Source organism: Variovorax sp. Soil_C_33, from assembly GCF_057656935.1.
Map to the genome: position 1 here is coordinate 174,632 of NZ_JBDGJK010000007.1, position 23,192 is coordinate 197,823.

20 protein-coding genes and 4 tRNA genes are annotated in these 23,192 nt (G+C 66.1%); 6 read left to right on the forward strand and 18 right to left on the reverse strand.

What is annotated here, in order from left to right; translation table 11 throughout:
- Positions 1-16: 16 nt before the first annotated feature.
- From AC3A6B_RS13250 to AC3A6B_RS13265, 4 genes are all read right to left on the reverse strand, one after another.
- Entirely contained in the window at positions 17-1,483 is a 1,467-nt protein-coding gene (locus tag AC3A6B_RS13250) for a malonyl-CoA decarboxylase (protein ID WP_487837154.1), read from the reverse strand.
- The gene (locus tag AC3A6B_RS13255) at positions 1,480-2,148 is read right to left on the reverse strand and encodes a GntR family transcriptional regulator (RefSeq protein ID WP_487837155.1); all 669 of its coding nucleotides are present in this window, start codon (positions 2,146-2,148) and stop codon (positions 1,480-1,482) included. The genes AC3A6B_RS13250 and AC3A6B_RS13255 overlap by 4 nt, the downstream gene beginning before the upstream one ends.
- A 121-nt stretch (positions 2,149-2,269) precedes the next feature.
- Positions 2,270-3,100 (reverse strand): prolipoprotein diacylglyceryl transferase, encoded by an 831-nt coding sequence (gene lgt, locus AC3A6B_RS13260; RefSeq protein WP_487837156.1) that lies wholly within the window; start codon positions 3,098-3,100, stop codon positions 2,270-2,272.
- 4 nt (positions 3,101-3,104) lie between these two features.
- The gene (locus AC3A6B_RS13265) at positions 3,105-4,055 is read right to left on the reverse strand and encodes a LysR family transcriptional regulator (protein ID WP_487837157.1); all 951 of its coding nucleotides are present in this window, start codon (positions 4,053-4,055) and stop codon (positions 3,105-3,107) included.
- 96 nt (positions 4,056-4,151) lie between these two features.
- Between AC3A6B_RS13265 and ilvD the strand changes: the two genes are divergently transcribed.
- Positions 4,152-5,846 carry a dihydroxy-acid dehydratase gene (ilvD, locus tag AC3A6B_RS13270; RefSeq protein ID WP_487837158.1) on the forward strand — a complete coding sequence of 565 codons (1,695 nt, stop codon included), beginning with the start codon at positions 4,152-4,154 and terminating at the stop codon, positions 5,844-5,846.
- A 25-nt stretch (positions 5,847-5,871) separates the two neighbouring features.
- Here the strand turns inward: ilvD and AC3A6B_RS13275 are convergent, their stop codons facing one another.
- On the reverse strand, positions 5,872-6,135 hold the full coding sequence (locus tag AC3A6B_RS13275) for a TIGR04438 family Trp-rich protein (protein ID WP_126835551.1): 264 nt from the start codon (positions 6,133-6,135) through the stop codon (positions 5,872-5,874).
- A gap of 106 nt (positions 6,136-6,241) precedes the next feature.
- Here AC3A6B_RS13275 and AC3A6B_RS13280 point away from each other — a divergent pair, with 106 nt between their 5' ends.
- The gene (locus AC3A6B_RS13280) at positions 6,242-6,547 is read left to right on the forward strand and encodes a c-type cytochrome (RefSeq protein ID WP_487837159.1); all 306 of its coding nucleotides are present in this window, start codon (positions 6,242-6,244) and stop codon (positions 6,545-6,547) included.
- Positions 6,548-6,555: 8 nt separating this feature from the next.
- Here the strand turns inward: AC3A6B_RS13280 and AC3A6B_RS13285 are convergent, their stop codons facing one another.
- Both AC3A6B_RS13285 and acs read right to left on the reverse strand, forming a co-directional pair.
- A complete protein-coding gene (locus AC3A6B_RS13285) occupies positions 6,556-7,080 on the reverse strand; it encodes a LapA family protein (RefSeq protein WP_487837160.1) in 525 nt (174 codons plus the stop codon).
- Between the two features lie 130 nt (positions 7,081-7,210).
- Positions 7,211-9,205, reverse strand: coding sequence for an acetate--CoA ligase (gene acs, locus AC3A6B_RS13290; protein WP_487837161.1), 1,995 nt, complete (start codon positions 9,203-9,205; stop codon positions 7,211-7,213).
- 150 nt (positions 9,206-9,355) lie between these two features.
- Here acs and AC3A6B_RS13295 point away from each other — a divergent pair, with 150 nt between their 5' ends.
- Positions 9,356-9,964, forward strand: coding sequence for a YqhA family protein (locus AC3A6B_RS13295; RefSeq protein ID WP_487837162.1), 609 nt, complete (start codon positions 9,356-9,358; stop codon positions 9,962-9,964).
- Between the two features lie 9 nt (positions 9,965-9,973).
- Here AC3A6B_RS13295 and fumC read toward each other — a convergent pair whose 3' ends face one another.
- Positions 9,974-11,359, reverse strand: coding sequence for a class II fumarate hydratase (gene fumC, locus AC3A6B_RS13300; protein ID WP_487837163.1), 1,386 nt, complete (start codon positions 11,357-11,359; stop codon positions 9,974-9,976).
- A 61-nt stretch (positions 11,360-11,420) separates the two neighbouring features.
- On the opposite strand from fumC, the gene AC3A6B_RS13305 reads away from it, so the two are divergent.
- Genes AC3A6B_RS13305 through AC3A6B_RS13315 form a run of 3 tightly spaced genes read left to right on the forward strand, consistent with a single transcriptional unit; the run spans position 11,421 to position 14,565 of the window.
- The gene (locus AC3A6B_RS13305) at positions 11,421-12,974 is read left to right on the forward strand and encodes a fumarate hydratase (RefSeq protein WP_487837164.1); all 1,554 of its coding nucleotides are present in this window, start codon (positions 11,421-11,423) and stop codon (positions 12,972-12,974) included.
- Positions 12,971-13,795 carry a glutamate racemase gene (murI, locus tag AC3A6B_RS13310; protein ID WP_487837165.1) on the forward strand — a complete coding sequence of 275 codons (825 nt, stop codon included), beginning with the start codon at positions 12,971-12,973 and terminating at the stop codon, positions 13,793-13,795. Before AC3A6B_RS13305 ends, murI begins: the two co-directional genes overlap by 4 nt.
- 8 nt (positions 13,796-13,803) lie before the next feature.
- Positions 13,804-14,565, forward strand: a complete 762-nt coding sequence (locus AC3A6B_RS13315; protein WP_487837166.1) for a PA3715 family protein — start codon at positions 13,804-13,806, stop codon at positions 14,563-14,565.
- Here the strand turns inward: AC3A6B_RS13315 and AC3A6B_RS13320 are convergent.
- The 10 genes from AC3A6B_RS13320 to AC3A6B_RS13365 form a co-directional block, all read right to left on the reverse strand.
- A complete protein-coding gene (locus tag AC3A6B_RS13320) occupies positions 14,532-15,866 on the reverse strand; it encodes an MFS transporter (RefSeq protein WP_487837167.1) in 1,335 nt (444 codons plus the stop codon). The two genes, AC3A6B_RS13315 and AC3A6B_RS13320, sit on opposite strands and share 34 nt — an antisense overlap.
- Before the next feature lie 83 nt (positions 15,867-15,949).
- Positions 15,950-16,582 (reverse strand): DUF6806 family protein, encoded by a 633-nt coding sequence (locus AC3A6B_RS13325; protein WP_487837168.1) that lies wholly within the window; start codon positions 16,580-16,582, stop codon positions 15,950-15,952.
- A 22-nt stretch (positions 16,583-16,604) separates the two neighbouring features.
- A tRNA-Leu gene (locus AC3A6B_RS13330) sits at positions 16,605-16,697 on the reverse strand.
- Between the two features lie 86 nt (positions 16,698-16,783).
- Positions 16,784-16,857, reverse strand: a tRNA-Cys gene (locus AC3A6B_RS13335).
- 55 nt (positions 16,858-16,912) lie between these two features.
- Positions 16,913-16,988 (reverse strand) — tRNA-Gly (locus AC3A6B_RS13340).
- Positions 16,989-17,042: 54 nt separating this feature from the next.
- The gene (gene lon, locus AC3A6B_RS13345; protein WP_487837169.1) at positions 17,043-19,484 is read right to left on the reverse strand and encodes an endopeptidase La; all 2,442 of its coding nucleotides are present in this window, start codon (positions 19,482-19,484) and stop codon (positions 17,043-17,045) included.
- Between the two features lie 123 nt (positions 19,485-19,607).
- A complete protein-coding gene (clpX, locus tag AC3A6B_RS13350; protein WP_214700303.1) occupies positions 19,608-20,873 on the reverse strand; it encodes an ATP-dependent Clp protease ATP-binding subunit ClpX in 1,266 nt (421 codons plus the stop codon).
- 137 nt (positions 20,874-21,010) lie between these two features.
- Entirely contained in the window at positions 21,011-21,619 is a 609-nt protein-coding gene (clpP, locus tag AC3A6B_RS13355) for an ATP-dependent Clp endopeptidase proteolytic subunit ClpP (protein ID WP_487837170.1), read from the reverse strand.
- 94 nt (positions 21,620-21,713) lie between these two features.
- Entirely contained in the window at positions 21,714-23,027 is a 1,314-nt protein-coding gene (gene tig / locus AC3A6B_RS13360; protein ID WP_487837171.1) for a trigger factor, read from the reverse strand.
- 28 nt (positions 23,028-23,055) lie between these two features.
- A tRNA-Leu gene (locus AC3A6B_RS13365) sits at positions 23,056-23,142 on the reverse strand.
- Positions 23,143-23,192 lie beyond the last annotated feature (50 nt).

A 23,192-nucleotide genomic window follows, 5' to 3' on the forward strand; every position in this document is an offset into this window, starting at 1 on the left:
ATAAACCGTCGGGGCCTCAGCCCTTGAGAAAAAGATCGTCGATATCGCCCGACACCGCCACCTTGCCCTGTGCGAGCAGGGTACGGTGCTTGTCGAGCCGCTTCAGATCGTAGAGGTAGTTGACCATGAGTCCGTAGGATTGCTTGAATCCCTTGGGCGAAGGATCGCCGGCCCAATTGAGCCGCTCCACCCGCGCGCCGTTGCCGAGGTGGAAGCGCGCCACCGGATCGACCGGCTTGCCCTCGGCGGTGGCCCGCCCGAGGTATTCGGCGGCGGCGTTCAGCAGCAGTTGGCGCACCGGCGACTTCGCATCCAGCGCGATCGCCTCCTCGGCCGCTGCCAGCACGCGTTCGGCGGTGGGCGGCAGGGAACCGATGACGCGGCCCAGCTCGGTGGTGCGCTTCTCGTCGAGCCGCTCCAGCAGGGAGCCCGCGTTCTTTGCCAGCCAGCCGCGAAAGCCCGGGATCGGCGACAGTGTCGCGAAGATCTTCAGGCGCGGCAGCTCTTTCTGCAGCTCCTCGACCACGCGCTTGATCAGCGAATCGCCGAAGCTCACGCCGCGCAGGCCGTTCTGGGTGTTGCTGATCGAATAGAAGATCGCGGTCGTCGCTCGGTCGTGCTTGACCGGCGCGGCGGCTTCGTCGAGCAGCGGCACGATGCCTTCGCTGATGTGGTCGACCAGCGCCACCTCGACGAAGATCAGCGGCGTGTTGCGCAGCCGCGGGTGGAAGAAGCCGTAGCAGCGACGGTCGCTGTCGAGCCGGTTCTTGACGTCGGCCCAGCTCTTGATGTCGTGCACCGCCTCGTACTGGATCAGCTTCTCGATCAGCGAGGCCGGCGAGTCCCAGCTGATGCGGCGCAGGTCCAGGAAGGCGACGTCGAACCAGGTCGAGAACAGGTGCTCGAGCTCGGCATCGAGCGGCAGGAGGCGCCGGTCGCCCTTCAGGTGCGGCAGCAGCTCGGCACGCAGGTCGACCAGAAAGCGCATGCCGTCGGGATCGATGGCGAAGCGCTGCAACAGGCGCGCGCGCGGCGAGACCAGCGCGCGGCGCAGGTGCACCTCGGCCTGGGCCTCGTCGGGCGTTCCCATGGCGGCCCCGTGCCGGTCGCGCGCGCTGCTGACCTTCTGCAGGTCGGGCGCGAAGCGCTCGCTCATGAGCAGCCAGACGTCGCGCCGCTCGTCGAGCTCGCGCCCGGCATACCACTGCACCACCGCATGGGCGCGGCGTCCGGCCTCGACCTCGCTCACGCGCGGGTCGACCACCGCCTGCAGCTCGGTGAGCGCGCGGCGCAGCGCACGCGGCGCCAGCGCTTCGCCGTGACGGCGCAGCGTGGCCTCCAGCCGTTCGGCCATCGGACGCGGGCCGACAGCGGCGGCCGGCTTCATCTTCTTTTCGGAGCTTGCGGGCTTCTTGACCTCGGCAGCGTCGCCGCCGGGGCGCAGCCGCGAGACGCTGCGGGTGATCCAGTCGCTGGCATTCATGAGATCAGCTTCGCTTTCTGTTGGAGCGCGATGGCCCGCAGGGCTTCGCGCTGGCGGTTCAGGTGGGTGCGCATCGCGGCCTCGGCGCCGTCGCTGTCGCGCGCCTTGAGTGCGGCGAACACCGCGAGATGTTCGGACAGGCTCTGTTCGAGCCGCCCCGGTGCATGCAACTGCTGCAGGCGGGCGAGCTTGAGGATCTTGCGCAGATCGCCGATCACCTGCGCCAGCCAGCGGTTGTCGGCCAGCATGATGATCGCCTCGTGGATCGCGAAATTGGTCGCGTAGTACTCGTTGATGCGCTTGGCGCGTGCGTGCTTCGCGAGCTTGTCGTGCATGGCCTCGAGCGCCAGCAGCTCGGCATCGCTGGCGTTGCGCGCCGCCTGCCAGGCGCAGCGCCCTTCGAGCAGCGCGATGACGGGAAAGATGTCGTCCAGGTCGCGCTGCGTGACCTCGGCCACGAAGCAGCCGCGCCGCGGCTCGTGCCGCAGCAGCCCTTCGGCCGTCAGCACCTTCAGCGCCTCGCGCAGCGGCGTGCGCGAGATCGAGAGCCGTTCGCACACCGCCGCCTCGTCGACGAAGCTGCCCGGCGCCAGCGTGCCGGCGAAGATCTCTTCGCGCAGCGTGGCGGCGACTTCGTCGTGCAGCGAGTTGTGAACGATGCGCATGGCGGGCGGAAAGGTGGTCGGGTTCGCGTGATTTTCGGTAATTACGCGTAATTATTAGAACCCGGGGGGCACAACGCAAAGATTTTTGCCCCGGGATAAACCCTGCCGCCGTCGCGGCGCTTCAGCCGCGCGCCGGCGTCGCGGCGGCCCGCGCCGCGGGCGCGCTGGCATAGAGCCAGATGCCGAACACGATCATCGGCACGCAGAGCCATTGCCCCATGCTCATGTCGAGCGCCAGCAGGCCCAGGTAGTCGTCTGGCTCGCGAAAGTATTCGGCGATGAAGCGCATCAGCCCGTAGCCGATCAGGAACACCGCCGATACGCGGCGCTCGCGCCGTTCCTTGCGCGCATAGAGCCAGAGGATCGCAAACAGCAGCAGGCCTTCGAGCAGGAACTGATAGACCTGCGAGGGGTGGCGCGGCAGCATCGATCCGCTTTGCGGAAACACCATGCCCCAGGGCAGGTCGGGGCTGCTGAAGCGGCCCCACAGCTCGCCATTGATGAAATTGCCGACCCGTCCCGCTGCCAGCCCGGTGGGCACGCAGGGCGCGACGAAATCCATCACCTGCCAGAAGGGCCGCGCGCGCGAACGCGCGAACCAGGCCATCGCAGCGATCACGCCGAGCAACCCGCCATGGAAGCTCATGCCGCCCTGCCACACGAAAAAGATCTCCAGCGGGTGCGTCAGGTAGTAGCCGGGCTTGTAGAACAGGCAGTAGCCGAGCCGGCCGCCGACGATCACGCCCATGACGCCGAGGAAGAGGATGTCCTCCAGGTCCTTGCGGGTCCAGGCGCCCGGGCCGGCGATCGAGCGGAAAGGCTCGTGCCGCAGCCGGCGCGTGCCGAGGAAGTAGAACAGCGCGAAAGCGGCCAGATAGGTCAGGCCATACCAGTGGATGGCGATCGGCCCGAGTTGCAGGGCCACGGGATTGATCTGCGGGTACGTGAGCATCGGCCTATTGTGCCCACGGATGTGACAGTCCCTGCTCCTGGACGAATCGCACGAAGCGGGCGAGGGCGGGGTTGTCGGTGTGGCCGGGCCAGACCAGGCTGGTCTCGCAGCCGGGCAGGACGGCGGCCTTGCGCCGTCCGGAGGGCGCGAACTCGGCCGCAGCGCGGTAGACCACGCCCGCGCGCCGGAACTGGGTCACGCTCTCCGGCACCCAGGCCACGCCGAGTCCGCCCCAGACCAGGTTCACGATGGTCTGCATCTGGATCGCTTCCTGCGCAACCCGGGGCGCCAGGCCGGCCGCGTGGTAGAGCCCGAAGATCGCGTCGTGCAGCGAGGGCACGATGCGGCGCGGAAAGATCACCAGCGGCTCGGCAAGCACTTCGGCCAGCGGCAGCTTCGGCAACCGTGCCAGCGGATGCTTCGCCGGCAGCGCCAGCACCAGCGGCTCCTCGGACACCGCGAGCCGCTCCAGGCCGGGCGGCGCGAAGCCGGGCGAATGCAGCATCAGCCCGGCATCGATCTCGCCGCGGGCGAAGGCTTCGAGCTGCACGTCGCCGGTGGCCTCGACCAGTTCCAGCGCGACCTCGGGGCAGCGCACGCGGAATTCACGCACCCAGGCCGGCAGGCGCTCGAAGCCGATGGTCGAGACGAAGGCGAGTCGCACGCGCCCCACTTCGCCGGCCGCCGCCGCCCTCGCCCGCACCGGCAGCGCCTGCGCGCGCGCCAGCAGCTCGCGCACTTCGGGCAGGAGCGCCTCGCCCGCGGGCGTGAGCGCGACCCGGCGCCGAGTGCGGTCGAACAGCCGCACGCCCAGCGTTTTCTCGAGCTGTGCAATGGCCTGCGTGACGGGCGGCTGCGTCATGTGCAGACGCGCGGCGGCGCGGCCGAAATGCAGCTCCTCGGCCACCGCGAGGAACTGGCGCCAGCCGCGCAGGTCGATCCAGGCTTCTTTCATATGCCAAGCATATCAATGGGGCTTGAAATTAGGATTGGAAGCAATCAGTCAATCGTCCGATACTTGCCTTCCCCCCGATTCAAGACCAGAGACACCATGGCCACCCAGACGATCAAGATCAACGCCCGCAGTGCCAACATCACCGAAGGCAAGTCGCGCGCGCCCAATCGCTCGATGTTCTACGCGATGGGCTACGAGGAAGGCGATTTCAAGAAGCCGATGGTCGGCGTGGCCAACGGCCACAGCACCATCACGCCCTGCAACTCGGGCCTGCAGAAGCTGGCCGACGCCGCGATCGCCGGCATCGAGGAGGCCGGCGGCAATGCGCAGGTCTTCGGCACGCCGACCATCTCCGACGGCATGGCGATGGGCACCGAAGGCATGAAGTATTCGCTGGTGAGCCGCGAGGTCATCTCGGACTGCATCGAGACCTGCGTTGGCGGCCAGTGGATGGACGGCGTGCTGGTGGTCGGCGGCTGCGACAAGAACATGCCCGGCGGCCTGATGGGCATGCTGCGCGCCAACGTGCCGGCGATCTACGTCTATGGCGGCACCATCCTGCCGGGCCGCTACAAGGGCCAGGACCTGAACATCGTGAGCGTCTTCGAGGCGGTCGGCCAGAACGCCGCGGGCAACATGAGCGACGAGGACCTGTTGGAAATCGAGAAGCGCGCCATTCCCGGCACCGGCTCCTGCGGCGGCATGTACACGGCCAACACCATGAGCTCGGCCTTCGAGGCGCTCGGCATCTCGCTGCCCTACTCCTCGACCATGGCCAACCCGCACGAAGAAAAAGCCAACTCGGCCAAGGAATCGGCCAAGGTGCTGATCGAGGCGATCAAGAAGGACATCAAGCCGCGCGACATCGTGACCAAGAAGGCGATCGAGAACGCGGTGGCCGTGATCATGGCCACCGGCGGCTCGACCAACGCGGTGCTGCACTTTCTCGCCATCGCGCACGCGGCGGGCGTGGAATGGTCGATCGACGACTTCGAGCGCATGCGCAAGAAGGTGCCGGTGCTGTGCGACCTCAAGCCCAGCGGCAAATACCTCGCGGTCGACCTGCACCAGGCCGGCGGCATTCCGCAAGTGATGAAGGTGCTGCTGAACGCGGGCCTGCTGCACGGCGACTGCATCACGATCACCGGCCAGACCATCGCCGAGGTGCTGAAGGACGTGCCCGACCAGCCGCGTGCCGACCAGGACGTGATCCGCCCGATCACGAATCCGATGTATGCCGAAGGCCACCTGGCGATCCTCAAGGGCAACCTCTCGCCCGAAGGCGCGGTGGCCAAGATCACCGGCCTCAAGAACCCGGTCATCACCGGCCCGGCGCGCGTGTTCGACGACGAGCAGTCGGCGCTGCAGGCGATCCTCGACGGCAAGATCGTGGCCGGCGACGTGATGGTGCTGCGCTACCTGGGCCCCAAGGGCGGCCCCGGCATGCCGGAGATGCTGGCGCCCACCGGCGCGCTCATCGGCGCCGGCCTCGGCGAAAGCGTGGGCCTCATCACCGACGGCCGCTTCTCGGGCGGCACCTGGGGCATGGTGGTCGGCCACGTGGCGCCCGAAGCAGCGGCGGGCGGCACCATCGCCTTCGTCAACGAGGGCGACTCGATCACCATCGACGCGCATCAGCTCAAGCTCGAGCTCAATGTGTCCGACGCCGAACTCGCCAAACGCCGCGAGGGCTGGAAGGCACCTGCCCCGCGCTACACACGCGGCGTGCAGGCCAAGTTCGCCTTCAACGCATCGAGCGCGAGCTCGGGTGCGGTGCTCGACAAGTACTGATCGCTCGTCGAGTCGGAGAGAGGCTTCAGCGTCCGCCGCGGCGGCGCCTGTTGGAGCGGCTCGTCAGAAGGCCCAGATTGCTGCGCTGCCGGTCGATGCGGTCTTGCCGGCGCGCGTTCTCGCGCTCGACCACCTTGCGCTTGGTGTAACCCGACCAGTCGGCCCAGGCCCACCAGGCCGCGGCCAGTGCGAACGGGATCAGCACGATCCACCAGTCCCACTGGGCCACGAAGCCGATTTCGAAGTACTTCAGGGCCACGGCAAGCAGGCCCAGCAACAGAAACCACATAGAGAATCCCCTCCGGTTGTCCAGGCCCGCATCGCGGCGGACCGTGCACCGCGCTACCTACAATCGCGTTGGATCGACTTTAACGCACCCACGCGACAAGGACCCCATGAAAAGAGCGCTTCTGCTGGCCGCCCTGGGCCTAGCTTCCGCTGCACCCGCCCTCGCCGACCTGGCTCTGGCCACTTCCAAGAACTGCATGAGCTGCCACGCGGTCGAGCGCAAGATCCTCGGTCCGTCGTTCAAGGAAGTCGCGGCCAAGTACAAGGACAACAAGGGAGCGCCCGACATGCTCGCCGGCAAGATTATCAAGGGCGGCTCGGGTGTCTGGGGCCAGGTGCCGATGCCGGCCAACAACCAGGTCAGCGAAGCGGACGCGAAGAAGCTGGCGGCCTGGATCCTGTCGACGAAGTAGCGCGGGCCTCAGACCGGCGGCGGCATGCCCACGGCCGGCGAAGATGCCACCGTCGATGTCGCCGGCCGGCGGTCGAAGCGGTCTTCGAGCTGGCCGATGTGGGCCGCCAGCGTGTTGTCGGTCTGGTCGGAGCGCAGCTTGATCATCGTCTCCAGCTGCTCAACGCGCGCCAGCAGCGCGGCATGCCGCTCGGCGTTGCGTGCCATGTGGACGTTCTCCTGGGTCTCGAGGAAACTGCGCAGCTCGGTGAAGCGCGAAGCCTCGGCCCGGTCGGCTAGGCTGCGCTGGGCCTGCATTTCCTTCGTGTGGCGGCGCGTTTCGAGCAGCACCGTGGTCTGCAGGTAGATGATGTAGGCCACGAAGAAGATGCTCAGAAGCAGCGTGAGGCCCAGCATGATCAACCCGAAGGGTGCGGTGATCTGCATGAAGCCGACCGACATGACGGTCGGCGTGACAAGCAGGCCCCAGTTCAAGGCAGCGAGCGCCGCGATCAGCAGCACGACCACCAGCAGCACGCCTGTTCTCAGTCCCATGGATCTCTCCTCAACAATCGATGGACTGTTGTACCGCATCCGGCGCGCTCCCCCTGTCGGACAGGGGCGCGCCGCAGGCAGGCGCCGGGCCGCCCCAAGGCGGCCTGCGGCTCCTTGGGGGCGGGGGCCGTCAGTAGGCCTGGCCGAGCTGTTCGAGGATCGCCGGGTTTTCGAGCGTCGAGGTGTCCTGCGTGATCGCCTCGCCCTTGGCGATGCTGCGCAGGAGGCGCCGCATGATCTTGCCGCTGCGCGTCTTCGGCAGGTTCTCGCCGAAGCGGATGTCCTTGGGCTTGGCGATCGGGCCGATCTCCTTGGCCACCCAGTTGCGCAGCTCGGCGGCGATCTGCTTGGCCTCGTCGCCGCTCGGACGGCCGCGCTTCAACACGACGAAGGCGCAGACCGCCTCGCCGGTCACGTCGTCGGGCCGGCCGACCACTGCGGCCTCGGCCACGAGATCGGTCTTGGCGACCAGTGCGGATTCGATCTCCATCGTGCCGAGCCGGTGGCCCGACACGTTGAGGACGTCGTCGATGCGCCCCGTGATGCGGAAGTAGCCCCGGTCGGCGCTGCGCACCGCGCCGTCGCCGGCCAGGTAGATGGTGCCGCCCATTTCCTCGGGGAAATAGCTCTTCTTGAAGCGCTCGGGGTCGTTCCAGATGGTGCGGATCATCGAGGGCCAGGGGCGCTTGATGACCAGCATGCCGCCGGCGCCGTTCGGAATGTCCTTACCGGTCTCGTCGACGATCGCGGCCATGATGCCCGGCAGCGGCAAAGTGCAGGAGCCCGGCACCAGCGGCGTGGCGCCCGGCAGCGGCGTGATGACGTGGCCGCCGGTCTCGGTCTGCCAGAAGGTGTCGACGATCGGACATTTCTCGCGGCCGACATTGCGGTAGTACCACATCCAGGCTTCGGGATTGATCGGCTCGCCCACGGTACCGAGGATGCGCAGCGAGGACAGGTCCCAGTTCTTCGGATGCACCTTCTCGTCGCTGTCGGCCGCCTTGATCAGCGAGCGGATCGCGGTCGGCGCGGTATAGAAGATCGTGACCTTGTGCTTCTCGATCATCTGCCAGAAGCGGCCCGCATGCGGGAAGGTCGGGACGCCCTCGAACACGACCTGCGTCGCCCCCGCGGCGAGCGGACCGTAAGCCACGTAGGTATGGCCGGTGATCCAGCCGATGTCCGCGGTGCACCAGAACACGTCTTCGGGCCGCACGTCGAAAGTCCAGTCCATTGTGAGCTTGGCCCACAGCAGGTAGCCGCCTGTCGAATGCTGCACACCCTTGGGCTTGCCGGTCGAGCCCGAGGTGTAGAGGATGAAGAGCGGATGCTCGGCGCCGACCGGCACCGGCGCGCATTCGGTGCTCTGGCCCTGGAGCGCTTCGTCGAAGGTCTTGTCGCGGCCGGCCACCATGTTGCAGGCCGTGGAGGTGCGCTGGTAGACCAGCACGGTCTTGATCGATTCGCAGCCGCCGAGCGCGATGCCGTCGTCGACGATGGCCTTGAGCGGCAGTTCCTTGCCGCCGCGCAGCTGGAAGTTGGCCGTGATGACCGCCACGGCGCCGGCATCGATGATGCGTTCCTGCAGCGCCTTGGCCGAGAAGCCGCCGAACACCACGCTGTGGGTGGCGCCGATGCGGGCGCAGGCCTGCATCGCGATCACGCCCTCGATGGTCATCGGCATATAGACGATGACGCGGTCGCCCTTCTTGATGCCTTGCGCCTTCAGCGCGTTGGCGAACTGGGAGACGCGGGCCAGCAGCTCCTTGTAGCTGACCTTGGTGACCGCGCCGTCGTCGGCCTCGAAGACGATCGCGGTCTTGTTCTCGACCGGCGTGCCGATGTGCTTGTCGAGGCAGTTGGCCGAAGCGTTGAGTTCGCCGTCGTCGAACCATTTGTAGAAGGGCACATTGGATTCGTCGAGGGTGCGGGTGAAGGGCTTGGTCCACACCACGTTGCTGCGCGCCTGGCGGGCCCAGAAGCTCTCGAAGTCGTCGGCAGCTTCCTTGCACAGCGCGTCGTACGCGGCCATGCTTTCGATGCGCGCCCCCTGCGTGGCGCGGGCGTCCGGCGGAAATACGCGGTTCTCGACCAGGGTGGACTCGATTGTCGATGCGCTGCTCATTCCTTGTCTCCTGTAGCTTTGAAGTGGCCGGCGCTAATGTCGGCGGCCGCACTTACGAATGACTGACGCTCCATGTTAACGACAGGAGCGTGACACCGGAGCCCTCTCGCGCGCCCTAGAATCGCGCGTTTTCCCGCCCACAACGACCCGATGTCCAACCTCGACCCCGTTACCCCCGGCAAAGTCTCGCCGCTGCGCCCGCTGCCCAACCTGATCTTCGCCAGCCGCTGGCTGCAGCTGCCGCTGTACCTGGGCCTCATCGTTGCGCAGGGCGTGTACGTGGTGCACTTCCTGGTAGAGCTGTTTCACCTGGTCGAAGCGGCCTTCGGCAGCAAACAGGCGCTGGAATCGCTGATCACCAGCATCGGCTACAAGACCGCTGTGCCGGTCACGACGCTCAACGAAACCGTGATCATGCTGGTGGTGCTGGCGCTGATCGACGTGGTCATGATCTCCAACCTGCTGATCATGGTGATCGTCGGCGGCTACGAGACCTTCGTGAGCCGCATGAACCTCGAAGGCCACCGCGACCAGCCCGAGTGGCTGAGCCATGTGAACGCCTCGGTGCTGAAGGTCAAGCTGGCCACCGCCATCATCGGCATCAGCTCGATCCACCTGCTCAAGACCTTCATCAACGCCGACAACTACACCGACCGGGTGCTGATCGCGCAGACGGCGATCCACATCACCTTCCTGCTGTCGGCCATGGCCATCGCCTATACCGACAAGCTGATGGCGCCCACGCCGCCGCATCACTGACAGCGGGCCCTAGCGCCCGGTCATTTTTTCCGGCACCACCCACTGGTCGAACTGCTCGGCCGTGAGATGGCCCGAGGCGATCGCTGCCTCGCGCAGGCTCGTGCCCTCCTTGTGCGCCTTCTTCGCGATGAAGGCCGCCTTGTCGTAGCCGATGTGCGTGTTGAGCGCCGTCACCAGCATCAGCGAACGCTGCACCAGTTCGGCGATGCGCTCACGGTTGGGCTCGATGCCCACCGCGCAGTGGTCGTTGAAGCTCACCATGCCGTCGGCCACGAGGCGCACGCTCTGCAGGAAGTTGTGCGCCACCATCGGGCGGAACACGTTGAGCTCGAAGTTGCCCGAGGCGCCGCCGATGTTGATCGCGACATCGTTGCCGAACACCTGCGCGGCCAGCATCGTCACTGCCTCGCTCTGCGTCGGATTCACCTTGCCGGGCATGATCGACGAGCCCGGCTCGTTCTCGGGAATGCTCAGCTCGCCGATGCCGCTGCGCGGGCCGCTCGCGAGCCAGCGCACGTCGTTGGCGATCTTGGTCATGCTCGCGGCCAGGGTCTTGAGCGCGCCGTGCGCATGCACCAGCCCGTCGACCGAGGCCATGGCCTCGAACTTGTTCGGCGCGGTGACGAAAGGCAGGCCGGTGAGCTTCGCGAGTTCGGCTGCCACTTGCTCGGCGTAGCCCTTGGGCGCATTGAGGCCAGTGCCGACCGCGGTGCCCCCCAGCGCCAGCTCGCACAGGTGCGGCAGCGCGGCGCGCACGTGGGCTTCGCCGTGCGCGAGCTGCGCCACGTAGCCCGAGAACTCCTGGCCCAGCGTGAGCGGTGTCGCATCCTGCAGATGGGTGCGGCCGATCTTCACGATGTCGGCGAAGTCCTGCGATTTCTTCTCCAGCGTTGCGCGCAGCTTGGCGATGGCCGGCAGCAGCCGGTGGGTGATCGCATCGACCGCCGCCACGTGCATCGCGGTCGGGAACACGTCGTTCGAGGACTGGCTGCGGTTCACGTCGTCGTTCGGATGCACGAGGCGCCCTTCCCCGCGTTCGCCGCCCAGCAGTTCGCTCGCGCGGTTGGCCAGCACCTCGTTCACGTTCATGTTGGTCTGCGTGCCCGAGCCGGTCTGCCACACGACCAGCGGGAACTCTCCGGGATGCCGGCCGGCGATGACTTCATCGGCCGCGGCGACGATGGCCTTCGTCTTCTTCTCGTCCTGCAGGCCCAGCGCATGGTTGACCACGGCCGAGGCACGCTTGACCTGCGCCAAGGCCTGGATGATCTCGCGCGGCTGCTGTTCGCCCGAGATGTCGAAGTTCTGCAGCGAGCGCTGGGTCTGCGCGCCCCAGAGCCTGTCTGCCGGCACTTCGATGGGGCCAAAGGTGTCGCGTTCGGTGCGTGTCTTCATGGGCGGGCCTGAGCTGTCAAAATGGAGGGCCCGCCAGTATCCGCCCAAGCAAAAACCCCCAATGACCACCACGATTCAACAAGCCGACCTGATCGAGTCGGTTGCCGCCGCGCTGCAATACATCAGCTACTACCACCCGACCGACTACATCGCCCACCTGGCGCGCGCCTACGAGCGAGAGCAGAGCCCGGCGGCCAAGGACGCGATGGCGCAGATCCTCACCAACAGCAAGATGAGCGCCACCGGCCAGCGCCCGATCTGCCAGGACACCGGCATCGTCAACGTGTTCCTCAAGGTCGGCATGGATGTGCGCTGGGGCGGCTTCACCGGCAGCCTGGACGACGCCATCAACGAGGGCGTGCGCCGCGGCTACAACCATCCCGACAACACGCTGCGCGCCTCGGTCGTGGCCGACCCGCAGTTCGATCGCAAGAACACCAAGGACAACACGCCGGCCGTGATCTTCACCGAGATCGTGTCGGGTGACACCGTCGAAGTGACGGTCGCCGCCAAGGGCGGCGGCAGCGAGAACAAGAGCAAGCTGGTGATGCTGAATCCCGGCGACAGCGTGGTCGACTGGGTGCTCAAGACCGTGCCCACCATGGGCGCCGGCTGGTGCCCGCCGGGCATGCTGGGCATCGGCATCGGCGGCACCGCCGAGAAGGCCGCGCTGCTCGCCAAGGAAAGCCTGATGGACGATCTCGACATGCACGAACTGCTGGCCAAGAAGCGCTCGGGCGCCGAGCTCAGCAAGGTGGAGGCGCTGCGCGTCGAGCTCTACGAGAAGGTCAATGCACTGGGCATCGGCGCGCAGGGGTTGGGCGGCCTCGCGACGGTGCTCGACGTCAAGATCAAGATGTACCCCACGCACGCGGCGAGCAAGCCGGTGGCGATGATCCCCAATTGCGCGGCCACCCGCCATGCGCACTTCGTGCTCGACGGCTCGGGCCCGGTGTACCTCGAAGCGCCCTCGCTGGACCTGTGGCCCAAGATCGACTGGGCGCCCGACTACAACAAGAGCAAGCGCGTCGACCTCGACAAGCTCACGCCGGCCGAGGTCGCGAGCTGGAAGCCGGGCGACACCCTGCTGCTCAACGGCAAGATGCTCACCGGCCGCGACGCGGCGCACAAGCGCATCGCCGACATGCTGGCCAAGGGCGAAAAGCTGCCGGTGGACTTCACCAACCGGGTGATCTACTACGTCGGCCCAGTCGATCCGGTCAAGGACGAGGCCGTGGGCCCGGCCGGCCCGACCACCGCCACGCGGATGGATGGCTTCACCGAGATGATGCTCGCCAAGACCGGCCTGATCGCGATGATCGGCAAGGCCGAGCGTGGGCCGGTCGCGATCGAGGCGATCAAGAAGCACCAGAGCGCCTACCTGATGGCGGTGGGCGGCGCGGCCTACCTGGTGAGCAAGGCGATCAAGACGGCCAAGGTGGTGGGTTTCGCCGACCTCGGCATGGAGGCGATCTACGAGTTCGACGTAGTGGACATGCCGGTCACGGTGGCGGTGGACGCCGGCGGCACCAGCGCCCACATCACTGGGCCGGCCGAATGGCAGAAGCGCATCGCCAGCGGCGAGTTCAAGACCATCATGATGGAAGCCGCTTGAGCCATCTGCCGATCGGCGTGTTCGACAGCGGTGTCGGGGGCCTCTCGGTCCTCAACGCGCTGCGCGAGGAGCTGCCGCACCAGCGCTTCGTCTACTTCGCCGACACCGGCCACGCACCCTACGGCGAGCGTGGCGATGCCTATGTGGCCGAGCGAAGCCGTGCGGTCGCGCGCTACCTGCTCGATCGGCATCGGATCAAGGCACTGGTCGTGGCTTGCAACACGGCGACGGCGGCCGCCATCCACGAGCTGCGGGCCGATCATCCGGCGCTCCCGCTGGTCGGCGTCGAGCCTGCGCTCAAGCCGGCGGTGGCCACGAGCCGCACCGGCCATATCGCAGTGATCGCAACCCGCGTGACCCTGGAAAGCCGCAAGTTCGAGGCCTTGCATGCTTCATTGGCTGCGCAGGCGGACTTCCGCATCGTGCCCTGCGACGGCCTCGCAGGCGCCATCGAGCGTTCCGACCGCGCGGAGATCGCGGCGCTGAGCCAACGCTACCTGAGCGCCGCGGGCACTTTCGGCAGCGCGCCGGGACAGATCGATACGCTGGTGCTCGGCTGCACCCACTACCCCTTCATCGCGGCCGAGTTGCGCCGCTATGCCGGCGACGCGGTGCGCTTCATCGATACCGGTGCGCCGGTCGCGCAGCAAACGCGGCGGCTGCTGTCCCAAGCCAGGCAACTCGCCGAAGCAGACGACGGTGCCGTCGCGCTCATCAGCAGCGCGGCACCGCATGCACTCGATGCCGCGGCCGCACGCTGGCTCACGCGCCCGGCCGGCCCTGCGACGACCGCAGTCGCATCGACGGCGACGATCGCCTGATCCCGTCCATGCGCGGCCGCCTGCTCCTCGCCCCGCTGCTCGCCGGCTTCTGCGTTGCCGGTCACGCGGCCTGCGATACCGGCCTCGCGGAGCGCATGCACGCCAAGCTGCATCCGAAGCGCCTGCTCGACCACGAGCGCGCGGTGTGCCAGCCTTGGCGCGGCTTCGCGGGTCGCTTCATCGTGGTGCTGCCGATGCCGCGTCCATCGTCCGAGCCCAACTTCACCGAGTTCGATCTCGACGTGCTCGTGGTGCAGCAGGCCGACAACGGCAACACGGATCGCGCGGCGGTGATCAGCCGCCTGCTCCAGCCCGCGGAGCTGACCGAAGACGCCGTCCGCATCGGCGCGATCAAGGTCGACACCGCGCGCTACGCGCTGGCCGGCGACGCACGCGCCTTCGGCGTTCGCGTGATCCGCCAGGGCTCTTCCCGCGCCAATCCCTATTCGAGCGAAACGCTCACGTTGTACGTCCCCCAGGGCCCCAGGCTCGCCAAGGTGCTCGACGGGCTCGAAACGACGCTGGAACGCGGCGAGTGGGACACCAACTGCGCCGGCAACTTCGAGACGGTGCGCGGCAGCCTGTCGATCGCGCGCAGCACGAGCCACGGCTACGCCGATCTGCTGCTGCGCCAGACGCGCACCCAGAGCCGCTCCACTCCGCAGGGCGAAGAATGCGTGACGCAGGAACGACCGGCGAAGTTCACGTCGATGACGCTGCGCTACGACGGGACGATCTACCGCGCCTCCAAGGGCGCGGCTTCCGACTGAGCCACTTCGCGCAGTGCCGCGGCGCGGCCGCGCCGCATGTCGATCGGCAGCAGCAGCAAGAGGCCGCCGACGAACAACGCGGCGGTCGAGAGGATGGCAATGCGCTGGTTGCCGCCGGTCATCCAGGTGATGGCGCCGTAGCTCAGCGGCCCGATGATGCCGGCTAGCCGCGTCGCGAAGGTCCAGAGCCCGAAGAATTCGGCGAGTTGGCGCGGCGGGGCCAGCACGCCGGTCATGGCGCGGCCGGCCGACTGGCTCGAACCCATCGCCAGGCCGGCGATCGAAGCGGCCCACCAGAAGCCACCCTTGGTCGTGACCGATGCCGCGATCACGCACACGGCGATCCAGGCCACGAGCGCACCTGCCAGCGCGCGCCGATGGCCGATGCGGTCCTGCAGGTAGCCGAAGCCGAAGGCGCCGAGCGCCGCTGCGATGTTGAGCACGAAGATCAGCACCATGGTCTCGCTGGCGACGAAGCCGATCACCTGCTCGGCGTAGATCGCCGCCAGCGTGATCGCAACCGCCACGCCGCCCTGGTAGCAGACCGTGCAGGCCAGGAGCCACATGAAGTCCCGGTAGGCACGCGCCTCGCGGAAAGTGTGACGCAGCTGCCGCCAGGCGCTCTGCCGTGCACCGGCCGGCTGCGGCAACGCGCGCTCGGGCAGCAGCGCGAAGGTGGCGCAGGCCGCGGCGCCGTAGAGCGCAGCCGTGATCAGCATCGTGACCGGAACGAAATGCGCGGCAGCCAGGCCCTTGGCCTGTGCCGAGAGCACATAGGCCAGGCACAGCCCGAGCGCGAGCATGCCGCCGATGTAGCCGAAGGCCCAGCCCCAGCCGCTGACCTTGCCCATGCCCTCGGCCGTGGCGAGTTCCGGCAGGAACGCGCCGGTGAGCGATTCGCCGTAGGAGTAGAAGGTGTTGGAGATGATCACCAGACCCATCGCCATCGCCACCGCATACGGACCGCCGAGCCGCGGTGTGAGCGCGAGGGCCGCAGTGCCGAGCACGCAGCCGGTGGTGACGACGGCCAGGACCCTCTTCTTGGCGGCATGCAGATCGGCCCAGGCGCCGATCGCCGGCATGGAGAGCATCACGATCGCATAGGAGGTGCTCAGCGCCGCGGTCCATGCGAAGGTGGCCCAGGGCTCGCCCTTGGCGATGCCGCCGACGAAGTAGGCAGCGAACACCGCCGTGATGACGACCGTGGTGTAGCCCGAATTGGCGAAGTCGTACATCGCCCAGCCGAAGACTTCGCGCTTGCGCACGCCGGGACGGAGGGCAGATTGTGAAAACAAGGCCAAGCGACTCTCCTCGAACAGAAGGTCGCCGAGCATAGCGGAGCGGCTTGACCGCTCCGTGGCGCATAGGGCCTGGTAACAGGCCCTTAGTGCAGGTGGCGCGGCCGGCGTCCGCCGCCGTGGCCGCCCGTGCCCGGACCACCGGTGCCGCCGCGCGGGCGCTTGCCGATCTCGAGCGAGTTCACCAGCGCATCGAAGCGGTCGCCGAAGAGCTTGTCGATTTCCGCTACCACGCCGCCGAGCTCGGCACCGTCGAAGTGGCGCTCCATGAGGTTGACCACGTCTTCCACCAGCAGGTCGCGCTGCACCTGCATGATCGCGGCCGGGTTCGGTCCCACGAACAGCATGAGGAAATCGTCACGCGATTCTTCGTCGGGGTCGCCCTCTTCCTCGTCGAAGTCGGTATCGTAGAAGGTGACTTCGAGCGCAGCGCCTTGCTCGGCGAGTTCGTTGAGTCCCATGCACATCTCGTCGAGTGCCTGGCGGAAATCCTCGTCGCCGGCCACCGTCCAGCAGATCTGGAGCATGTGCTCCTTCTGCTCGAAGCGGATGCCCGGCTCCTCTTCGTAGACGCTGGTCGCGCCATCGGCCAGCGACTTGGCACCGGCATATTTCCACAGAGGCCTGAGCGCTTCCTGGATCTGCTCGAAGCTCACATCGGAACGCAACGGCACATCGCCGTGCACATGGATTTCGAACGGAGCGTTGTAGCGAGGCATGTCATTGCTCCCTTGTATGTGATGGTGCCCGGAACCGGGGTCGAACCGGTACGCCCCTTATGCAGGAAGCGGCGGATTTTAAGTCCGATGTGTCTACCAATTTCACCATCCGGGCGTCCTGGCGGATATGCACGATAACCGAAACAAAAACAGCCCCGGCAACGATGGTTGGTGGGGCTGTCGGATCGATATCGATATGGATGGAGGCGCGACCCGGAGTCGAACCGGGCTAGACGGATTTGCAATCCGTTGCATAACCGCTTTGCTATCGCGCCCTGCTGTTTGAACTCGCGAAAAAAAGGGAAGCCCGAAGCTTCCCTTTTTCAAAACTGGAGCGGGAAAAGAGTCTCGAACTCTCGACCTCAACCTTGGCAAGGTTGCGCTCTACCAACTGAGCTATTCCCGCGTTTCGAGCCTCGAATTATATAGTATTTTTTCGAGGCCCCGCAAGTCCTGCGACTCAATGTTTGACCGAGCCTTCCGCCGGCTGCGAGCCGCGCTGTTTCGCAAGCTCGGCCACGGCCGCTGCAGAGGCGGCGACCTCTTCATCGGACAAGGGCGTTGGCGTCTTTTCGAGCGCGATCTCGAGCACCTTGTCGATCCACTTCACCGGCACGATCTCGAGGCCGTTCTTCACGTTCTCGGGAATCTCCTGCAGGTCCTTCGCGTTCTCTTCGGGGATCAGCACGGTCTTGATGCCGCCGCGCAATGCGGCCAGCAGCTTTTCCTTCAGGCCGCCGATGGCCGTGACCTCGCCACGCAGCGTGATCTCGCCGGTCATCGCGACGTCGCTGCGCACCGGGATGCCGGTGAGCGCCGACACGAAGGCCGTCGTCATCGCGGCGCCAGCGCTCGGGCCGTCCTTCGGCGTCGCGCCGTCGGGCACGTGGATGTGGATGTCGCGCTTCTCGAACACCTCGTCCTTGATGCCGAGGCGCCGTGCGCGGCTGCGCACCACCGTGCGCGCGGCCTCGACCGACTCCTTCATCACGTCGCCGAGCGAACCGGTGCGGCTGATCACGCCCTTGCCGGGCATCGTGACCGCTTCGATCGTCAGCAGATCGCCCCCGACTTCGGTCCACGCGAGGCCCACCACCTGGCCCACCTGGTTCTGCTTTTCGGCCAGGCCGAAGCTGTACTTGCGCACGCCGAGAAAGTCGTTGAGGTTCTTGCCCTCGACGAGCACCTTGGGCGTCATCTTCTTGAGCAGCAGCCCCTTGACCACCTTGCGGCAGATCTTCGAGAGCTCGCGCTCGAGCGAGCGCACGCCGGCTTCGCGCGTGTAGTAACGCACTATGTCTCGCACGGCTTCTTCGGTGATCAGGAGCTCTTCCTCCTTCACGCCGTTGTTCTTCATCTGCTTGGGCAGCAGGTACTTCAGCGCGATGTGCGTCTTCTCGTCTTCGGTGTAACCCGCGAGGCGGATGACTTCCATCCGGTCGAGCAGCGCCGGCGGGATGTTCATCGAGTTCGAGGTGGCGACGAACATCACATCGGAGAGGTCGAAGTCGACCTCGACGTAGTGGTCGCCGAAGGTGTGGTTCTGCTCGGGGTCGAGCACTTCCAACAGAGCGCTCGACGGGTCGCCGCGGAAGTCGGTGCCCAGCTTGTCGATCTCGTCGAGCAGGAACAGCGGGTTGCGCGTGCCGACCTTGTTGAGGCTTTGCAGCACCTTGCCCGGCAGCGCGCCGATGTAGGTGCGGCGATGCCCGCGGATCTCGGCCTCGTCGCGCATGCCGCCCAGCGCCATGCGCGTGTACTTGCGGCCGGTTGCCTTGGCGATCGACTGCCCGAGCGAGGTCTTGCCCACGCCCGGCGGGCCGACCAGGCACAGGATCGGAGCCTTCACCTTGTCGACGCGCTGCTGGACCGCGAGATATTCGAGGATGCGGTCCTTGACCTTCTCGAGCCCGTAGTGGTCTTCGTTGAGCACCTCTTCGGCGTGCGCGAGGTCGTGCTTGATCTTGGTCTTCTTGCTCCACGGCAGGCCGATCAGCACGTCGATGTAGTTGCGCACCACGGTCGCCTCGGCCGACATCGGCGACATCAGCTTCAACTTCTTGAGTTCGCCCTCGGCCTTCTTGAGCGCCTCCTTGGGCATCTTCGCGAGCTTGATCTTCTTCTCGATCTCCTCGATGTCCGCGCCCTCCTCGCCTTCGCCGAGCTCCTTCTGGATCGCCTTGACCTGCTCGTTGAGGTAGAAGTCGCGCTGGTTCTTCTCCATCTGGCGCTTCACGCGGCCGCGGATCTTCTTGTCGACGTTGAGGATGTCGACCTCGCGCTCCAGCTGCCCGTACAGGTTCTCGAGCCGCGACTTGATGTCGGCCAGGTCGAGCACCGCCTGCTTGTTGTCGAGCTTGAGCGGCAGGTGAGCGGCGATGGTGTCGGCCAGGCGGCCCGGATCGTCGATGCTCGAGATCGAGGTCAGGATCTCGGGCGGAATCTTCTTGTTGAGCTTCACGTACTGGTCGAACTGCTGCATCACGGCGCGGCGCAGCGCCTCGACCTCGGTGCCCTTCTGCGCGGCGGCCTCGACCACTTCGACCGGCGTCACGTTGGCCGAGAAGTGGGTTTCGCCGTCGTCGATGCGATTGACGCGCGCGCGCTGCTGGCCTTCCACCAGCACCTTCACCGTGCCGTCGGGCAGCTTCAGCATCTGCAGAATGGTCGAGATGCAGCCGACCTCGAACATGTCCTCGACCGAGGGCTCGTCCTTGGCGGCGGCCTTTTGCGCCACCAGCATGATGCGGCGCTCCGCTTCCATCGCGAGCTCGAGCGCCTTGATGCTCTTCGGACGGCCGACGAACAGCGGAATCACCATGTGGGGGAACACGACCACATCGCGCAACGGAAGCAGCGGCAGGTCGAGTTCGGTGGCAGGCAGGGGGGTATGACCGGACATGGGAATCCTTTACTTGATCATGGAAAGATGGTCGGCCACGCGCGCTTTTCAAGCCCGCGGGCTCGGTAATCGCCGAAGACGCCGGTCGCCGGTATCGGAGGAGCCGGCCAGAAAGTCACTCGGTCAGGCCTTCTTGGCCGCCTCACGGTACACGAGGAGCGGTGGCTTGTTTTCGTCGATTGTCGATTCTTCGACCACGACCTTGTCGACGTTGGTGGCATTCGGCAGTTCGAACATGGTGTCGATCAGCGATTGCTCCAGGATCGAACGCAGGCCTCGCGCGCCGGTCTTGCGGGCCAACGCCTTGCGTGCGATGGCCTTGAGCGCCGCCGGGCGAATCTCGAGGTCGACGCCTTCCATCTGCAGCAGCTTGGTGAACTGCTTGACCACCGCGTTCTTCGGCTCGGTCAGGATCTGCACCAGCGCGTCTTCGCTCAGCTCGGCCAGCGAGGCCACGACCGGCATGCGGCCGACGAGCTCGGGAATCAGGCCGAACTTGATCAGGTCCTCGGGTTCGACCTCGCGGAACACCTCGGTGATGCTGCGCTGCTTCTTGCTCTTGACCGAGGCGCCGAAGCCGATGCCCGAGGCCTCGGTGCGGTTTTCGATCACTTTCTCGAGCCCGGCGAACGCGCCGCCGCAGATGAACAGGATGTTGGTCGTGTCGATCTGCAGGAAGTCCTGGTTGGGGTGCTTGCGGCCGCCCTGCGGCGGCACGCTGGCCATGGTACCTTCGATCAGCTTGAGCAGCGCCTGCTGCACACCCTCGCCCGACACGTCGCGCGTGATCGAGGGGTTGTCGGACTTGCGCGAGATCTTGTCGATCTCGTCGATGTAGACGATGCCGCGCTGGGCGCGCTCGACCTCGTAGTTGCAGCTCTGCAGCAGCTTCTGGATGATGTTCTCGACGTCTTCGCCGACGTAGCCGGCTTCGGTCAGCGTGGTGGCGTCGGCCATCACGAAGGGCACGTCGAGCATGCGCGCGAGCGTCTGGGCCAGCAGGGTCTTGCCCGAGCCAGTAGGGCCGATCAGGAGGATGTTGCTCTTGCTGAGCTCGACGTCGTCGCCCTTGGCCTTGTCCTTGTGGCGCAGGCGCTTGTAGTGGTTGTAGACCGCGACCGACAGCATGCGCTTGGCCGGCTCCTGGCCGATCACGTAGTTGTCGAGGTTGGCCTTGATTTCGAGCGGGGTCGGCAGGTCGCTGCGCGCTTCGCGCGCCTCTTCACCGGCGGGCAGTTCGTCGCGAATGATCTCGTTGCAGAGATCGATGCACTCGTCGCAGATGAAAACCGACGGTCCGGCAATCAGCTTCTTGACCTCGTGCTGGCTCTTCCCGCAGAACGAGCAATAAAGCGTTTTTTCGCTGGAGGAGCCTTTTTTCTCGGCCATGGGAAGATGCCTCGTAACAGGGGTTTAACAATGATAGCGAAGATGGAAGCCCCCCGAACCGGCGAACACCGGAACAAAAACGGCGCTTTCCGCACGGAAAGCGCCGTTTTGCCTGGGCGCCTCGGCGCCGGGGTACCTTAACTGCGCTTGGCGATCACCTGGTCGATCAATCCGTATTCCTTCGACTCGTCGGCCGTCAGGAAGTAGTCGCGCTCGGTGTCGCGAGCGATCTTCTCCAGCGACTGGCCGGTGCGTTCGGCCAGGATGCGATTCATCTGCTCGCGCGTCTTCAGGATGTCGCGGGCATGGATCTCGATGTCGGTGGCCTGGCCGCGGGCGCCGCCCAGCACCTGGTGGATCATGATCTTGGAGTTGGGCAACGAGAAACGCTTGCCCTTCTCGCCGGCCGCCAGCAGAAAGGCGCCCATGCTGGCCGCGAAGCCGATGCAGAGGGTGGACACGTCGGGCTTGATGAACTGCATGGTGTCGTAGATCGCCATGCCGGCGCTCACGCTGCCGCCCGGGGAATTGATGTAGAACGAAATGTCCTTGTCCGGGTTTTCGCTCTCGAGGAACAGCAGCTGCGCCACCACCAGGTTGGCGGTCTGGTCGTTGACCTCGCCGACCAGGAAGATCACCCGCTCCTTGAGCAGCCGCGAATAGATGTCGTAAGACCGCTCGCCGCGACCCGATTGCTCGATGACCATCGGAATCATGCCGAGGCCCTGAATTTCCTGTGCGCTCATGTTTTGCTCTCCAGAGAGGGGTTGTACTGTACCCAGACGAAATGGGGCTCGCGCATCAAAGCACAAGCCCCGTGGGAACGCAGCGATCTGGCGATCAGCCTTGCTGAGCCATCAATTCGTCGAAGGACACCGACTTGGCGTTGACCTTGGCCTTGCCGAGCACGAAGTCAGTGACGTTGTTCTCGATCACGACCGCCTCGACCTCGGCCAGGCGGCGGTTGTCGCTGAAATACCAGCGCACCACGTCGGCCGGCTTCTCGTAGCTCGCGGCCAGCTCATCGATGTGCGCCTTGATCTGCTCGGGCTTGGCCTGCAGGTTGTTGGCGCGCACGAGTTCGGCCACCACCAGGCCCAGGCGCACGCGGCGCTCGGCCTGCGGGCGGAACACGTCATCGGGAATCGGGGCCTTGTCGGCGTCCTTGATGCCGCGCTGCTTGAGTTCGGCACGGGCGCCTTCGACCATGCGGTCGACTTCGGACTGCACGCTGGACTTGGGCAGATCGAGTTCGGCATTGGCGATCAGCGTGTCCATCACCGCGGTCTTGTTGCGGGCCAGGAGGCGGAACTTGACCTCGCGCTCGAGGTTGCGCTTGATGTCGGCGCGCAGGCCCTCCACCGTGGCGTCGGCAATGCCGAGCGACTTGGCGAGCTGCTCGTTGACTTCGGGCAGGTGCGAGGCCTCGATCTTCTTCACGGTGACCATGAAGTCGGCCTGCTTGCCGGCCACTTCCTTGCCGTGGTAGTCGGCCGGGAAGGAGAGCGGGAAGGTGCGGCTGTCGCCGGCCTTCAGGCCGCGCACGGCGTCTTCGAACTCCTTGAGCATCTGGCCTTCGCCGACGATGAACTGGAAGTCCTCGGCCTTGCCGCCCTGGAAGGTCTCGCCTTCGATCTTGCCTTCGAAGTCGACCGTCACGCGGTCGCCGTCCTGCACAGCCGCGTCCTGGGCGCGCTGCGCGAAGGTGCGGCGCTGCTTGCGCAGGATCTCGAGCGTCTTGTCGATCGCGTCGTCGCCGACTTCGGCGCTGAGCTTCTCGACTTCGGCATTGGTCAGGTCGTTGATCTTGACGTCCGGGAAGACTTCGAACACCGCGTCGAACGCGAGCTGGCCTTCGGGCGACTCTTCCTTCTCGGTGATGCGCGGCTGGCCGGCCACGCGCAGCTTGGCCTCGTTGGCCGCTTGCGAGAAGGCCTCGCCGACCTTGTCGTTCATGACTTCGTAGTGGACCGAGTAACCGTAGCGCTGGGCCACGACGTTCATCGGCACCTTGCCCGGACGGAAGCCGTCCATCTTGACGGTGCGGGCCAGCTTCTTGAGGCGCGAATCGACCTCGGACTGGATGGTGCCGACAGGCAAGGTCAGCGTGATCTTGCGTTCGAGCTTGTCGAGGGTTTCAACGTTCACGGTCATTTGTGTCTTCCTTGAGAGGGTCTTGTGCTGGTGCGCGGGGCCGGACTCGAACCGGCACGTTCTTGCGAACGTCAGGACCTAAACCTGGTGCGTCTACCAATTTCGCCACCCGCGCGGTTCCAATTTTTCAGGTGATGAATACCGAAGGCGGCCCGGAGGCCGCCT

What these genes read in the sequence shown, in the direction of transcription:
- AC3A6B_RS13255 (WP_487837155.1), bottom strand. Translation starts at nt 2,148, where the DNA reads ATGCGCATCGTTCACAACTCGCTGCACGACGAAGTCGCCGCCACGCTG.
- AC3A6B_RS13265 (WP_487837157.1), bottom strand. Translation starts at nt 4,055, where the DNA reads ATGAAAGAAGCCTGGATCGACCTGCGCGGCTGGCGCCAGTTCCTCGCG.
- ilvD (WP_487837158.1), top strand. Translation starts at nt 4,152, where the DNA reads ATGGCCACCCAGACGATCAAGATCAACGCCCGCAGTGCCAACATCACC.
- AC3A6B_RS13275 (WP_126835551.1), bottom strand. Translation starts at nt 6,135, where the DNA reads ATGTGGTTTCTGTTGCTGGGCCTGCTTGCCGTGGCCCTGAAGTACTTC.
- AC3A6B_RS13325 (WP_487837168.1), bottom strand. Translation starts at nt 16,582, where the DNA reads ATGCCTCGCTACAACGCTCCGTTCGAAATCCATGTGCACGGCGATGTG.
- AC3A6B_RS13315 (WP_487837166.1), top strand. Translation starts at nt 13,804, where the DNA reads ATGCGCGGCCGCCTGCTCCTCGCCCCGCTGCTCGCCGGCTTCTGCGTT.
- AC3A6B_RS13305 (WP_487837164.1), top strand. Translation starts at nt 11,421, where the DNA reads ATGACCACCACGATTCAACAAGCCGACCTGATCGAGTCGGTTGCCGCC.
- AC3A6B_RS13250 (WP_487837154.1), bottom strand. Translation starts at nt 1,483, where the DNA reads ATGAATGCCAGCGACTGGATCACCCGCAGCGTCTCGCGGCTGCGCCCC.
- AC3A6B_RS13280 (WP_487837159.1), top strand. Translation starts at nt 6,242, where the DNA reads ATGAAAAGAGCGCTTCTGCTGGCCGCCCTGGGCCTAGCTTCCGCTGCA.
- clpX (WP_214700303.1), bottom strand. Translation starts at nt 20,873, where the DNA reads ATGGCCGAGAAAAAAGGCTCCTCCAGCGAAAAAACGCTTTATTGCTCG.
- AC3A6B_RS13285 (WP_487837160.1), bottom strand. Translation starts at nt 7,080, where the DNA reads ATGGGACTGAGAACAGGCGTGCTGCTGGTGGTCGTGCTGCTGATCGCG.
- lon (WP_487837169.1), bottom strand. Translation starts at nt 19,484, where the DNA reads ATGTCCGGTCATACCCCCCTGCCTGCCACCGAACTCGACCTGCCGCTG.
- AC3A6B_RS13295 (WP_487837162.1), top strand. Translation starts at nt 9,356, where the DNA reads ATGTCCAACCTCGACCCCGTTACCCCCGGCAAAGTCTCGCCGCTGCGC.
- acs (WP_487837161.1), bottom strand. Translation starts at nt 9,205, where the DNA reads ATGAGCAGCGCATCGACAATCGAGTCCACCCTGGTCGAGAACCGCGTA.
- lgt (WP_487837156.1), bottom strand. Translation starts at nt 3,100, where the DNA reads ATGCTCACGTACCCGCAGATCAATCCCGTGGCCCTGCAACTCGGGCCG.
- tig (WP_487837171.1), bottom strand. Translation starts at nt 23,027, where the DNA reads ATGACCGTGAACGTTGAAACCCTCGACAAGCTCGAACGCAAGATCACG.
- clpP (WP_487837170.1), bottom strand. Translation starts at nt 21,619, where the DNA reads ATGAGCGCACAGGAAATTCAGGGCCTCGGCATGATTCCGATGGTCATC.
- fumC (WP_487837163.1), bottom strand. Translation starts at nt 11,359, where the DNA reads ATGAAGACACGCACCGAACGCGACACCTTTGGCCCCATCGAAGTGCCG.